Raw genomic sequence first — 12,165 nt, 5'->3', positions numbered from 1 at the left:
CATCCCTCGCGCGCCCCCTAATCGTCCGAACTGCCGCTCCGGCTCCGGTCCCTGCGCCCCGCCTTGCGCACCAACTCGCCCGCCACCAGCGTCGTAGTCGCCGCCGCGCGCACCCAGCGCGGGCCACCCCGCGCCGCCCACACGACACAGACGCACCCTCCGACGGCGAGCACGACGAGGCCGGACAAAACGAGCACGGTCATGCCCCTGCCCCTCCCACTTCTGCGGTCCGCTTCTGCGGTCCGCGCCATCCTGCCAGTCCGCGAGGGTGGCCGACCACGGTCGGGGCATGGGCATCGGTGGCGGCCCGGCAGATGCGCTCACCACCGGTCCCAGTGCAGGACCTCCTCACGCGGGATGCGGGGAGCGGGCTTGAAGTCGGTGCCGATGGTGAAGGCCAGCGGGATGAACGCCGCCAGCATGACCTCCTCGTACGGCACGCCGAGCACCCGGGCCAACTCGCGTTCCAGCGGCCCCTGCGCGGTGGTCCACACCGTGCCCAGACCGCGCGCCCGGGCGGCCAGCATGAAGCTCCACACCGCGGGCAGGATCGATCCCCACGCCCCCGCCTGCACGGCCACCGGGGCGCGGTCGGTCCGTCCCTCCACACCGGGGATGACGAACGCGGGCACCCGGTGGATGTTGTCGGCCAGGTGTCGCAGTCCGTCGAAGACCCGCTCGGTGGAGCGGGCGTGATAGTTCATCCGCCACATATCGCGCTCGGTCAGCGGCTGCCCGGTGACCAGGGGCAGGGCGCGCAGAAAGATATCGGCCACGGCCCGCCGCTGCTCCGGCTCGGTGACGACGAGGAAGTGCCAGCGCTGCCGATTGCGCCCGGTGGGCGCCTGCACGGCCAGGTCCACACACTCCTCGATCAGGGTACGGGGCACGGGGCGAGTGAGGTCCAGGCGCTTGCGTACCGCGCGGGTGGTGCTCAGCAACTGGTCAGGGGTGAGATCCAGCGTCATGACGTTTCCTTAAGAAAGGGGGCGGGGACGGGGCGGCGAAGGCGCAGACCCAAGGCGGCGATCAGGGCGCCCAGCAGGGAGAAGCCGCTCGCCGTCAGAAAGGCGATCCGGTATCCGGCCGACGTGGAACCGCCGAGCGTCATCACCGCCGCCAGCACCACCACGCCGATCCCGGCGCCGATCTGGACGGCGGACGTGACCAGTCCCGAGGCCAGCCCCTGCCGCTCGTCGGGCAGGCCGGCGACGGCGGCGATGTTGAGGCTCGGGAAGGACAGCCCGTTTCCGACCCCGTGCACGACCAGCGCGGGCAGCAAGGTCGTCACGTAGTCGCCGGTGTCCCCGGCCCGCAGGAACAACAGGATGCCCGCGCCCTGGACCAGCAGCCCGGCGGCGGCCACCCGCCCCAGGCCCCACCGGCTGATCAGCCGGCCGGCCAGGTTGGCGGTGACGACGATGGCCACGCCCATCGGGACGATCCCGAGCCCGGTGGCCAGCGCGGTGTGGTCGAGCTCCTGCTGCAGATACAGGACGGCGACGAACTGCCAGCCGATCGTCGCGCACGCCCAGGCCAGCGCCGCGAGATTGGCGGCGCCCACCGTGCCGGACCTGAACACCTCCAGCGGGACGAGCGGAGCGGGCCGCCGCCGTTGAATGGCGACGAAGGCACCCAGCAGCAGCGCGGCCATGACGCCGGCCGGCCAGTTCTTCACCGTCAGTGCGAACACCAGCAACAGCACCCCGCCGGTGACCGCGACGGCACCGGCGGCGTCGAACCCCTCGCGCGCCTTGGGCGGCTGCGGGCCACGCGGCAGCGCCAGCGGCGCGACGGCCAGCACGAGAAGGGCGATCGGGACCGGCAGGAAGAACACCAGCCGCCAGCTGATCTCGGTCAGCAGGCCGGAGGCGATCAGTCCCGCGGTGTATCCGGTCGCCCCGGCCAGCGCGTAGACACCCAGCGCCCGGTTGCGCCGCGGCCCCTCGGCGAAGGTGGTGGTGATCAGCGACAGCGCCGCCGGGGCGGTGTGCGCAGCCGCCACCCCCTTCACCACCCGGGTGACCACCAGCGGCCATCCGTCCGACAGGAGCCCGCCGGCCAGGCTCGCCGCCGCGAACACCGCCAGCGACAGCAGGAACACCCGGCGGCGGCCGAACAGGTCGGCGATGCGCCCGCCGAGCAGCAGAAAGCCGCCGTAGGCGACCGCGTAGCCGGACATCAGCCACTGCAGGGTGCTCGCCGGGAGCGACAGATCACGCCCGATGGCGGGCAGGGCCACACCCATCAACGACAGGTCCATCGAGTCCAGGAACACCGCGGCGCAGAGCAACACCAGGGCCGCCTGTGGGCGGCCGTCTGTTCGGGTCACGATCCCTCTCCATCTGAGTCCAAACAATTGGCGGACAGACGATTGGACCGTATGGCCGCCAATCATCTGCTGTCAAACAATCTTTGGAGAGATAGATCTGAGATAGACTGACGGCTCACGACAGAAGGCGAGCGATGGCAAGGAGAGCGATGGCGACGACGAACAGAGCGGCGGCCGACCGCGCCCGGCCGGCATACTTCGCGCAGCTCGCCGCCGAGCGGCTGGACATCGCGTTGTGCCGGGCCTCGTCCGCCGTGGCCCGCGCCGCCGACGCGCACGCCACCGAGGAAGGGCTCGGCGTCGGGCAACACCTCGTGCTCCAGATGCTCGACGCCGTCGGCCCCTGCTCCCAGCAGGCGCTCAGCGAGGAACTGCGGATCGACCGCAGCGTCATGGTCAGCATCTGCGACGACCTGGAGCAGTCGGGCCATATCCGTAGGGAGCGCAACCCCCGCGACCGGCGGTCCTACGCCGTCACCATCACCGACTCGGGCCTCGACAGGCTCGCCGCGGCCCAGGCCTCGATCCCCGCGTTCCTCGAGGACACCTTCCGCGTCCTCACCCCCGACGAGCGCGGCCAACTGAGCGCGATCCTCGGCAAACTCCTCCAGCCCGGGAGCAGCGGAGACCAGTAACGTGCAGCTCCATGACGGATGGCGAGGACGCGACGAACGCGCTGCTGATCAAGGCCGGTTCGCTGCTCCGCGACTGCGGCGAGCGGCTGATGGACGACGCGGAGACGGACGTGGTCCCGCGCCTGCTTGAGGAGGCATCTCGCTGCTACGACGCCGTCGCGCGGAAGCTGAGCGCCGACGACGCCGATGACGCCGAGACCGCCGCCACCGTCGCGGTCGGACGCTCGACGGCAGCGGCGCTGGCCCTGCACCGGTGCGCCTGGGACGAGCTGGACTGCGACTGGTCGTGGGAGGACGAGAGCGACGGGCCGTACCTGGGCCACATGCGGAAGTTCGACGACGACGGCCTCAGCGAGCCACTGCTCGCGCGGGCGGTCGAGGCGGCCCGCGCGGCCCTGGACGCCGACCCCGGCGACCCGCTGGTGCCCCTCCAGCTGGGCCACGCCCTGTGCTGGTCCGGCGACCGGGACGGCGCCGTCGCCGCGTACGCCGAGGTGCTGCGGCGCGACCCGGAGGACCATGTCGCCCGCGACAGGCTCGCCGAGCTCGGGGAAGAGGTGCCTGAGGAAGGCGCTTCCGACGGCACCGGGTCCCCGTCCCCGGGCCGCTACGCGTTCGCCTTGATCCGCGCAGAGGCCGGGAACGCCGGCTGGGGATGGTCCTCGACCGCGACCGCTTGCGGCTCAGTCGCCGCCGCGCGTCGCGACGCCGACGATGTCCTCAAGGGCCTTGCCGAATGGGATCTCACCCGGGAAGAGCTGTCCGAGATGCTGAGACTGACCCTGGAGATCCACCGACCGGGGCAGCCCGTCACCCGCTTCGACCTCGTCGACCACATCCCGGCCCAGCCCCGCGAGGGGGTCTTCCTCATCGACTGGTCAGGCATCCCAGAGGGCAAGCCCCTGGACCCACCCCTTCCGCCCGGTCGGCCGGTCCGGATCGATGGGGAGACGTGTTTCCACGGTGGACGGTCGTAGGTGTTCAAGCGCTGTTGGCGCCGGAGGCGGGCGACGAGGGCGTAAGCAGTTCGCCACGGGCCAGGGCCAGGACGGTCCGGGCCGCGATGCCACCGATGAGGATGGTGACGGCCGCGAGGACGAGGTAGATGTAGACGAGGTGGCCCGCCGGCTTGCCGGCATCGATCCAGTGCAGCGTGGTGGTGGCCACCACGGCCCAGGAGAAGGTGAAGGCCCACGTGCCGACCGAGAACCGCAGGCGCGCGTAGAGGGGGACCAGCCGGAGCTGGACGATGACCATCAGCAGTCCGTATCCGGCCAGCGCGGCCGCGATGAAATCCACCCGGCCCTGGTCGAGCGCGAAGTAGGCGACGCTGGCGATGGCGGCGGGGGCCACCTCGATCGCCATCGTCGGCAGGAGCGGCGCGGGCAGCCGCGGACGGTGGAACAGCCTTCCCCCGATCATCGAACCGAGGATGAACCAGCAGATCACACCGAAGCCGAACATGACCTCGGCCAGCCGGGTCTGTCCCACCTTCGCGGCGCTGGCGCAGGCAACCAGACCGCCGGCCACCGTGGGCAGGTAGTAGCCGGGGTGCATCTGGTCCAGTTCCATGGGCCTGCAGATCCACTGTCCGGTGAGCCACCCGCCGAACAACACGGTCAGCACGAGAAAGACGTCCACCAGGACCCTCCCCGCCGTCAGGCTGTACGGTGCCAGCCCCTGGGCCGCCAGTAGCATCGGGACGATCAGCGCCAGGGAGGCGAACGGACTGGCCACGGGGTCCTCCAGGTCGGCCCGGAGCCTCCCCCTGCCGCCGCACACGTAGCGCAGATACCACCCCACCGATACCAGCCACACGACAGCGGTCAGTCCCATCAGGGCTCTTCCGACGATCACCGGAACGTGCCCAGCCTGACCAGCGGTCACCCAGGTGCCGCCGAGACCGGCCAGGCCGAAGGCCATGCCGAAAATACGCGGTACGGCCACCGCCAGTTCCTCCACATCGCGGGTCGGACCAAGCGAATGTTCCGGACATTTAGATCTTGCGCGATGTCCTGCCGTCCCGCAACGCGACGAACAGTCCGTTGCAGTACTGAGCTGCCTCCTTCAGCGACGGCCCGCGTAGGTGAGGAAGGCGGTCCAGGCGGCTGGGGTGACGGCGAGTTGGGGGCCGTGGGGGCGCTTGGAGTCACGGATCCGGATGGTGTCAAAGGTGGTGGCAACTTCGACGCACGCGGGCCCGTCGTTGCTGCCGTAGCTGCTCTTCGTCCACTCGGAGGGCTTGAGGGTCATGCCTCTCCCCGCAGTTTCCCGATGAAGGCCAGAGACTCACGTGGCGTGAGCGCCAGGAACTCCGGCCGGGGAATCCACCGAGCCCGCTCGACGGCCGAAACCAACTCCTCCCCGTAACCGATCACCGCCCCCAACTCCACCTGCTTCATCCCCGCCGCCTCGCGCCACAGCTTGATCTGACGGCCGACCGCCCTCAACACCGCACCGCTGTCGTCCTCTTCGAATCCCTGGACCTCACTCATGACTGCCACCTCCGACGCGTCCGTGCCCAACGTCGCCCGCCCAGCACGCGTCACGGCGTACGGACCGGACAAGCGCCGGACCGCAGCCGGAGCACCACCGGACGGTCACCGCCCGTATTGGCGTCGCTACTTTTCAGCCTAGATGCACGCGGCCACGCTGAGTGACATGAGCCGACATTTCACTCGAACAGACACTTCCGTTTCCGCCCCGCCGCCCACCGCCCGCCACTTCACCGTCCTGCTCTCCGCCACCCGCAAGGGCGCCCGCCTGGCCCGCCTCCTGGCCACCGAACGACTTCGCTCGTGGGGGCTGCCACACGAAACAGCGGCACTCGTCATCGCCGAACTGGCCGCGAACGCCGCGCCGCACGGCCGCGCGCCGGGCCGGAACTTCCGCCTCACGCTGGCCGTCGCGACCAACGGCCCGACGGCGACGCTCCGTATCGAGGTACGGGATCCGCGTACGGAACGGCTGCCGACCGTCCGCCGACGCGGGGAGACCGGCGGCGAGTCGGGGCATGGCTGCTGCTCGTGGAGGAGTTGGCGGACCGCTGGGGTGTGGTGCCCGAGCTGATCTGCAAAACGGTGTGGGCCGAGCCCACTCTCCCCCTCTGAGCCCAACACGGCGTGCGGGGCAGGGTGCCGCCTGAGCGTGGACGGCCCAACCGGCCGGGGCTTCACGCTATGCGGCGTCCGACGGGAGAATGGGGCGCGGGTCGAAAGCGACGCGCACGCGGGTGATCCGACCACCCTCGACCCGCAGCCAGTTGACCGCAGGCACCGGCTCCTCATCGTTCGCGTGCAGATCGAACCAGGTCAGTACGTCGGGGCCGTCCACCCACTGCTTCACGATCACCAGATCACGGGTGATCCCGAACAGCCACGAGAGTGCCTGCCGGTACTCCTTCGCCCCCTCGATCCGCCCCAGCGGCCCCTTGACGGAGATGTCCTCCGCGAGCAGCGGCTCCAGCTGGTCGGGGGCGTCGGCCCGCCAGGCCGCGAAATAGGCGTCGACGATGTTCAGCGCGTTCATACCCGTCCCTCCTGCCTGCCGCGCCACGGGAGTGCGGGTTCCCGCGGCGCGGCAGCGCTTAGCTGTTCGGGCAGGTATCAGCCCAAAGCGGGGTAGTCGGTGTAGCCGCGGTGGTCGCCGCCGAAGGAGGTGGTGGGGTCGGGGGTGTTGAACGGGCCGCCGGCGGCGAGGCGGGCCGGGAGGTCGGGGTTGGCGAGGTAGAGCGCGCCGTAGGCGATCAGGTCCGCCGTGCCGTCCTCCACCAGACCCAGCTCGTCCGGGCCGGTCGGGTCGGTGCCGGTGAACGGGTTGAGGATGAAGGTGCCGGGCCACTCCTTGCGCAGACGGAGGACCAGGTCACGTACGCCCGGGGCCTCCATCTGGTGCAGATAGGCGAGGCCCAGCGGGGCCAGCCGTGCCACCAGGGCGCCGTAGGTCTCCTGGAGGTCGTCCTCGGCGATGTCGTTGTAGGGGTTGCCGGGCGAGATACGGAAGCCCACCTTCTCGCCGCCGATGGCCTGGGCCACGGCGGTTGCCACCTCGACGGCGAAGCGGATACGGCCGTCGACCGAGCCGCCCCAGGCGTCGGTGCGCCGGTTGGAGTTGGGGGCGAGGAACTGGTGGACCAGGTAGCCGTTGGCGCCGTGGATCTCCACACCGTCGAACCCGGCGGCCACGGCGTTGCGCGCGGCGGTGGCGAAGTCCTCGACGGTCCGGGCGATCTCGGCCTCGGTCAGCTCCTTGGGGGTGACGAAGTCCTTGGGGCCCTCATGGGTGAACACCTGTCCCTTCGGCGCCACCGCGGAGGGGCCGACCGGCAGTTGGTCGTCCGGCAGCAGGCTGGGGTGGCCGATACGGCCGGTGTGCATCAGCTGCGCGAAGATCACCCCGCCCTCGTCGTGCACGGCGTCGGTCACCTTGCGCCAGGCCGCGACCTGCTCCGTGGAGTGCAGGCCCGGGGTGTCGGGGTAGCCCTGCCCGACCACCGACGGCTGGGTGCCCTCGGTGACGATCAGCCCAGCGCCGGCCCGCTGCGCGTAGTAGGTCGCCATCAGGTCCGTCGGGGTCGCCCCGGGGCCGTACGCACGGCTGCGGGTCATCGGGGCCATCACGATGCGGTTGGCCAGGGGCTTGCCGCCCAGGTCGTACGGGTCGAATGCCGTCGCCATGATCACATTCCTTGTTCACGGAGGGGCGCCGCGGCGTGCGGCACCAATTACCTGTCCGAACAAGTAACTCACACCAGACCATTCCCGCAAAGTTGTGATCTGCGTCACCGCCCACCCCGCTCTACCGCGATCTCCAGCGCACATGGGCTCAGCCCGTATCGGCAGCGAGCGCGATAGGCTCGTTCCTGCTCGGGCAGCTAGACATCGCAGCGAGGCACGTATGAGTCAGCCGAAGGACACGTCCGGCAGCGGGTCCGGCAGCGGGTCGGCCGCCGCCGAAGCCGCGGCAACGGCCGAGATGACGATGCCGCCCTCCATCCAGGCCGGCGCCATGACCCACGCCATCTTCCGCGTCGCCCGGCTGCACCGCATGCTCGCCGCGCAGCTGCTGCGCCGCGTCGGCCTCCACCCCGGCCAGGAACTGGTCATGATGCAGCTGTGGGACCTCGGCCCCCAGCGCCAGGCCGATCTGGTACGCCTGCTCGGCTCCGACGCGGCCACCATGACCCGCACCATCCGACGCCTCGAACACGCCGGCTTCGTCCGCCGCCACCCCTGCGCCACCGACAAACGCGCCTTCATCATCGAACCCACCACCACCAGCCTCGCCCTGCGCCGCCAGGTCGAGGAGGTCTGGGCCGAACTCGAAAGCTCCGTCGCCGACAGCCTGACCCCCGACCAGCAGACCGAGGCCATCGACGCGCTGACCCGGATCGAACGCGGCCTCGCCCACGCCACCGCACGGCACGCCTCCGCGGAGCAGTAACGTGCCGGTCCATGACGGACAATGACGCGACGAACGCTTCGCTGATCAAGGCCAGTTCGCTGCTCCGTGAGAGCAGCGAGCGGCTGGCGGACGGCGCCGAGACGGGCACGGTCCCGCACCTGCTCACGGAGGCGGCCCGCTGCTACGACGCGGTCGCGGGGAAGCTGAGCGCCGACGACGCGGAGACCGCCGCCACCCTCGCCGTGGGACGCTCGGCGATAGCCGCGCTGGCCCTCCAACAGTGCGCCCTCGACGAGCTGGACTGCGACTGGTCCTGGACGGACGGGACCGACGGTCCGTACCTCGGCGACATGGCGGAGTACGACGAGGACGGCCTCAGCGAGGAGCTGACCTCCCGGGCGGTCGAGACGGCCCGTGCCGCCCTGGACGCCGACCCCGGCGACCCTCTCGTACCCCTCCACCTGGGCCACGCCCTGTGCTGGTCCGGCGACCGCGACGGCGCCGTCGCCGCGTACGCGGAGGCCCTGCGGCGCGACCCGGGGGACCATGTCGCGCGCGACAGCCTCGCCGAACTCGGCGAACACGGCGAACTCGGCGAAGAGGTGCCCGAGGAGGACGACTTCGACGGCACCGAGTCCCCGGACCGCTACGCGTTCGCCCTGGTCCACGAAGAGGCCCGGATCAGCAACTCGGAGTGGTCCTCGACAGCGTGCGTTTTCGGGTCCGTCGGCGCCGCGCGGCGCGACGCCGACGAGACCCTGAAATCCTGCGACAACGGGGGCTTCGACCCTGAAGACCTCCCGACCATGCTGAAGCTGACCCTGGAGATCCACCGACCGGGACAGCCCATCACCCGTTTCCCGGCCAAGCCCCTGAACGCGTCGTTCCTCATCGACTGGTCGGGGCTTCCGGAGGGCGAGCCCTTGGACCCGCCCCTGCCGCCCGGCCGGCCGGTCCGGATCGACGGTGAGACCTGCTTCCACGGCAGCCCTCGGTAGCCGGGTCTCGCTCCTTCAGACCGCCGATGCCGCCTGGGCCCGCTCCCGTACGACGCGGCGGCGCCGGCTCGGCATCCCGAGCGTCGGGTTGGCGACGCCCCAGGCCGCGCTTTTGCAGACCAGCTCCTTGTAGACGGCGGCGAGCCGTCCGGTCAGGGCCGCCCGGACGGCGCGGTCGTCGGCGGTGACGTACTGGATCACGCCTTCCTTGCGGCCCAGCGAGATGCACTGGTTGAAGTAGCGGGGCGACACGTTCGGGAGCTTCCCGCCGGTCAGGCGCGCCGCGATGGCGTCGGCGGCCTGCCACGCGGTGGGGACGCCCGAGGCGCACGACATCCGCAGCGGCTTGTCGCCGGGGCCCATCACCATGGCCGCGTCACCGATGGCGTACACATCCGGGTGCGAGACCGAGCGCATGGTCGCGTCGACCACGATCTGACCGGTGCCGGTGGCCTCCAGGGTGGTGGCCTTCGCGATCGGGTGGACCGCGAAGCCGGTGGTCCACACGGTGACCGCGGCCGGGATGGCCTTGCCGTCGGCGGTGGCGACGCGGTCGGCCTCGACGGCGGTGACGGCGCTGTGCTCGTGCACGGTGATGCCGAGCTTGTCGAAGACCTTCCGCACATGCCGGCGGCCCTTGGGCGAGAGCCAGTCGCCGAGGCCGCCGCGGGCGGCGAGGGCGACGGCGAGGTCCGGGCGGGCCTCGGCGATCTCGGTCGCGGCCTCCAGACCGGTGAGGCCGCCACCGACGACGACCACGGACTGTCCGGCGCCCAGGCGGGCCAGGCGCTCGCGCAGCTGGAGCGCTCCGGGGCGGCCGGCGACCTCATGAGCGTGCTCGGCGGTGCCGGGGACGCCCTGGTCGTTCCAGCCGCTGCCGAGGGCGTACACGAGGGTGTCGTACCCCAGTTCCCCTTCCTCGGCGGCGTTCGCGTCGATGACGGCGACGGTCTTACGGTCGACGTCGACGCCGGTGACCCTCGCGAGCTTCAGTTCGACGCCCGTGCCCGCGAACATCTCGTCGAAGGGCCGGAGCTTGAGGTCCTGGCCGACCGCCAGCTGGTGCATCCGGACGCGCTCGACGAAGTCGGGCTCGGCGTTGACGAGGGTGATGGCGACGTCCTCGCGGTGCAGCCGCTTGGCGAGGCGGCCGGCGGCGCTGGCTCCGGTGTATCCGGCTCCGAGGACGATGATGCGGTGCTGCATGTCCTTGCTCCTGTCTGTTCCTGTCCGTTCCTGTCTTCAGCGAGTCGCCCCTTGAACCGGGCGGCCCGCCGTTTCCTGACAGGAAGGCGATGTGAAGCACCTCACACCGGGTCAGCGGATCAGAAGGCGTGGAGCAGGGGTTCCCCGTGGTCGACGGCCGCCCACTGCTCGCTCGCACGTTCGAGCTTGTCGGGGTTGACCTGGTTACGGAACGCGGCGATGCCCTCGGCGGTGACCTCCAGGCACACGACGCCGACGACCCGGCCGTCGACGACCGCCACGACGGCGGGGTCGCCGTTGGCGGTCGTGGCGTAGACCTCGGGTGAGCCGCCGGCATAGGCGCGCTTGGCCTTGCTGGGCTTGAACAGGCCCCACATGAACTTCGCGACCGCGACGGCGCCCTCGAACGGCTTGGTGCGGGCCGGGATCTTCCCGCCGCCGTCGCCGATCGCGATGGCGTCCTGGGTGAGCAGCCGCACAAGCGGCTCGGTCCGGCCGCTGGTGGCGGCCGCGAGGAACTCCTCGACGATCCGCCGGGCGGCGGCCTCGTCGACCTCGGTACGGGCCTGGCCGTCCGCGACATGCTTCTTGGCGCGGTGGAAGATCTGCTGGCTGGAGGCCTCGGTGATGTCCAGGATCTCGGCGATCTCCCGGTGCGGGTAGTCGAAGGCCTCCCGCAGCACGTACACCGCCCGCTCGTTGGGGGACAGGCGCTCCATGAGGGTGAGGACCGCGTACGAGACCGATTCGCGCTGCTCGGCGGTGTCGGCCGGGCCGAGCATCACGTCCCCGGCGAGCAGCGGCTCGGGGAGCCATTGGCCCACATAGGTCTCGCGCCGCGCGCGGGCCGAAGTGAGCTGGTTGAGGCACAGGTTGGTGAGGACCTTCGTCAGCCAGGCCTCGGGGACCTCGATACGGTCGACGTCGGTGGCCTGCCAGCGCAGAAACGCCTCCTGCACGGCGTCCTCGGCCTCGCTCGCGGAACCGAGGAGGCGGTAGGCGATGGCCTCCAGACGGGGCCTGGATGCCTCGAACCGGTCCACGTCGCTCATGGTCAGGGCCATGGGCCCGATCCTACTAGCGGCCCATCGGCGGGCGGCGGTGCCCCGGGGCGGCCGGTCAGCGCCGGTCCTCGACCGTCCATCCTTCGCCCAACTCCCGGCGCAGGGCGGCCAATGCCGCGTCCGCCTGCTGTCCGAACCGGTCCCATTCCTCTTGGGGCCACGGCGACGGATCCGGTGGGTAATCCCAGTCGAGGGACGACTGGTACCACTCGCACAGCCTCGCCAGTTCGGCCTGGGTGGCCGGGCTGATCGGCAGTCGTTCCAGCTCGCAGGGGGAGCCGTACGGGCTGTCGACGTCGTCCGGCCACAGCGGGGTGTGCGGGACGCCGGCTTCGAAGAAGAAGCGCAGGTGGTGAGGCGGCATGGAGCACATTCTCGCGGCCGACGCGTCCGCCCGCGTGGTCAGGTGCGCCCCGTACGAACGTCACGCCGGCGGCGCGCCCTGGCCGTCGCCGGTGGCATACCCCCGCGATGCGCCGACTCCGGCCAGGGACACCTCGCCGCGCCCTGAGCCCCCGGGCGCGGCA

Annotated in this window: 14 protein-coding genes and 2 pseudogenes; 5 read left to right on the top strand and 11 right to left on the bottom strand. The window is 71.1% G+C overall.

All coding sequences use genetic code 11. The features are described 5' to 3' along the window. Positions 1-17 precede the first annotated feature (17 nt). The 3 genes from ACH4U7_RS42435 to ACH4U7_RS42425 all read right to left on the bottom strand — a co-directional run bounded on the left by ACH4U7_RS42435 (position 18) and on the right by ACH4U7_RS42425 (position 2,332). A complete protein-coding gene (locus ACH4U7_RS42435) occupies positions 18-203 on the bottom strand; it encodes a hypothetical protein (RefSeq protein WP_398533133.1) in 186 nt (61 codons plus the stop codon). Positions 204-320: 117 nt separating this feature from the next. After that, positions 321-968, bottom strand: a complete 648-nt coding sequence (locus ACH4U7_RS42430; protein ID WP_398533132.1) for a nitroreductase family protein — start codon at positions 966-968, stop codon at positions 321-323. Beyond that, the gene (locus ACH4U7_RS42425) at positions 965-2,332 is read right to left on the bottom strand and encodes an MFS transporter (protein WP_398533131.1); all 1,368 of its coding nucleotides are present in this window, start codon (positions 2,330-2,332) and stop codon (positions 965-967) included. Before ACH4U7_RS42425 ends, ACH4U7_RS42430 begins: the two co-directional genes overlap by 4 nt. 149 nt (positions 2,333-2,481) lie before the next feature. Between ACH4U7_RS42425 and ACH4U7_RS42420 the strand changes: the two genes are divergently transcribed. Further along, positions 2,482-2,967 (top strand): MarR family winged helix-turn-helix transcriptional regulator, encoded by a 486-nt coding sequence (locus ACH4U7_RS42420; RefSeq protein ID WP_398533130.1) that lies wholly within the window; start codon positions 2,482-2,484, stop codon positions 2,965-2,967. 11 nt (positions 2,968-2,978) lie between these two features. Further along, positions 2,979-3,944 (top strand): tetratricopeptide repeat protein, encoded by a 966-nt coding sequence (locus ACH4U7_RS42415; protein WP_398533129.1) that lies wholly within the window; start codon positions 2,979-2,981, stop codon positions 3,942-3,944. Positions 3,945-3,948: 4 nt separating this feature from the next. On the opposite strand, the gene ACH4U7_RS42410 is transcribed toward ACH4U7_RS42415, so the two are convergent. The 3 genes and pseudogenes from ACH4U7_RS42410 to ACH4U7_RS42400 all read right to left on the bottom strand — a co-directional run. Further along, the gene (locus tag ACH4U7_RS42410; RefSeq protein ID WP_398533128.1) at positions 3,949-4,914 is read right to left on the bottom strand and encodes a TDT family transporter; all 966 of its coding nucleotides are present in this window, start codon (positions 4,912-4,914) and stop codon (positions 3,949-3,951) included. Between the two features lie 120 nt (positions 4,915-5,034). Beyond that, positions 5,035-5,220, bottom strand: a complete 186-nt coding sequence (locus ACH4U7_RS42405) for a DUF397 domain-containing protein (RefSeq protein ID WP_398533127.1) — start codon at positions 5,218-5,220, stop codon at positions 5,035-5,037. 53 nt (positions 5,221-5,273) lie between these two features. After that, positions 5,274-5,462: pseudogene (locus tag ACH4U7_RS42400) on the bottom strand (helix-turn-helix domain-containing protein); the annotation flags it as partial. Positions 5,463-5,628: 166 nt separating this feature from the next. On the opposite strand from ACH4U7_RS42400, the pseudogene ACH4U7_RS42395 reads away from it, so the two are divergent. After that, a pseudogene (locus ACH4U7_RS42395) lies at positions 5,629-6,077 on the top strand (ATP-binding protein). Positions 6,078-6,144: 67 nt separating this feature from the next. Here the strand turns inward: ACH4U7_RS42395 and ACH4U7_RS42390 are convergent. Together ACH4U7_RS42390 and ACH4U7_RS42385 are read right to left on the bottom strand one after the other, a co-directional pair. Continuing rightward, positions 6,145-6,495: a nuclear transport factor 2 family protein gene (locus tag ACH4U7_RS42390; protein WP_398533126.1), complete on the bottom strand. Its 351-nt coding sequence runs from the start codon at positions 6,493-6,495 to the stop codon at positions 6,145-6,147. A gap of 77 nt (positions 6,496-6,572) precedes the next feature. Further along, positions 6,573-7,643: an alkene reductase gene (locus ACH4U7_RS42385; RefSeq protein ID WP_398533125.1), complete on the bottom strand. Its 1,071-nt coding sequence runs from the start codon at positions 7,641-7,643 to the stop codon at positions 6,573-6,575. Positions 7,644-7,947: 304 nt separating this feature from the next. Between ACH4U7_RS42385 and ACH4U7_RS42380 the strand changes: the two genes are divergently transcribed. Together ACH4U7_RS42380 and ACH4U7_RS42375 are read left to right on the top strand one after the other, a co-directional pair. Next, a complete protein-coding gene (locus ACH4U7_RS42380) occupies positions 7,948-8,409 on the top strand; it encodes a MarR family winged helix-turn-helix transcriptional regulator (protein WP_398533245.1) in 462 nt (153 codons plus the stop codon). Between the two features lie 11 nt (positions 8,410-8,420). Continuing rightward, positions 8,421-9,368 (top strand): tetratricopeptide repeat protein, encoded by a 948-nt coding sequence (locus tag ACH4U7_RS42375; RefSeq protein ID WP_398533124.1) that lies wholly within the window; start codon positions 8,421-8,423, stop codon positions 9,366-9,368. Between the two features lie 15 nt (positions 9,369-9,383). On the opposite strand, the gene ACH4U7_RS42370 is transcribed toward ACH4U7_RS42375, so the two are convergent. The 3 genes from ACH4U7_RS42370 to ACH4U7_RS42360 all read right to left on the bottom strand — a co-directional run bounded on the left by ACH4U7_RS42370 (position 9,384) and on the right by ACH4U7_RS42360 (position 12,002). Beyond that, complete coding sequence (locus ACH4U7_RS42370) at positions 9,384-10,574, bottom strand: NAD(P)/FAD-dependent oxidoreductase (RefSeq protein ID WP_398533123.1); 1,191 nt, start codon at positions 10,572-10,574, stop codon at positions 9,384-9,386. A 119-nt stretch (positions 10,575-10,693) separates the two neighbouring features. Continuing rightward, positions 10,694-11,638, bottom strand: a complete 945-nt coding sequence (locus ACH4U7_RS42365) for an RNA polymerase sigma-70 factor (protein WP_398533122.1) — start codon at positions 11,636-11,638, stop codon at positions 10,694-10,696. Positions 11,639-11,693: 55 nt separating this feature from the next. Then, on the bottom strand, positions 11,694-12,002 hold the full coding sequence (locus tag ACH4U7_RS42360; protein ID WP_398533121.1) for a hypothetical protein: 309 nt from the start codon (positions 12,000-12,002) through the stop codon (positions 11,694-11,696). Between the last annotated feature and the right edge of the window lie 163 nt (positions 12,003-12,165).

The organism is Streptomyces sp. NPDC020845, from assembly GCF_044334165.1.
In the GTDB taxonomy this organism is placed as follows: domain Bacteria; phylum Actinomycetota; class Actinomycetes; order Streptomycetales; family Streptomycetaceae; genus Streptomyces.
Note: the sequence above shows the minus strand (reverse complement) of the source record. Positions and strands in the feature narration are given on the sequence as shown.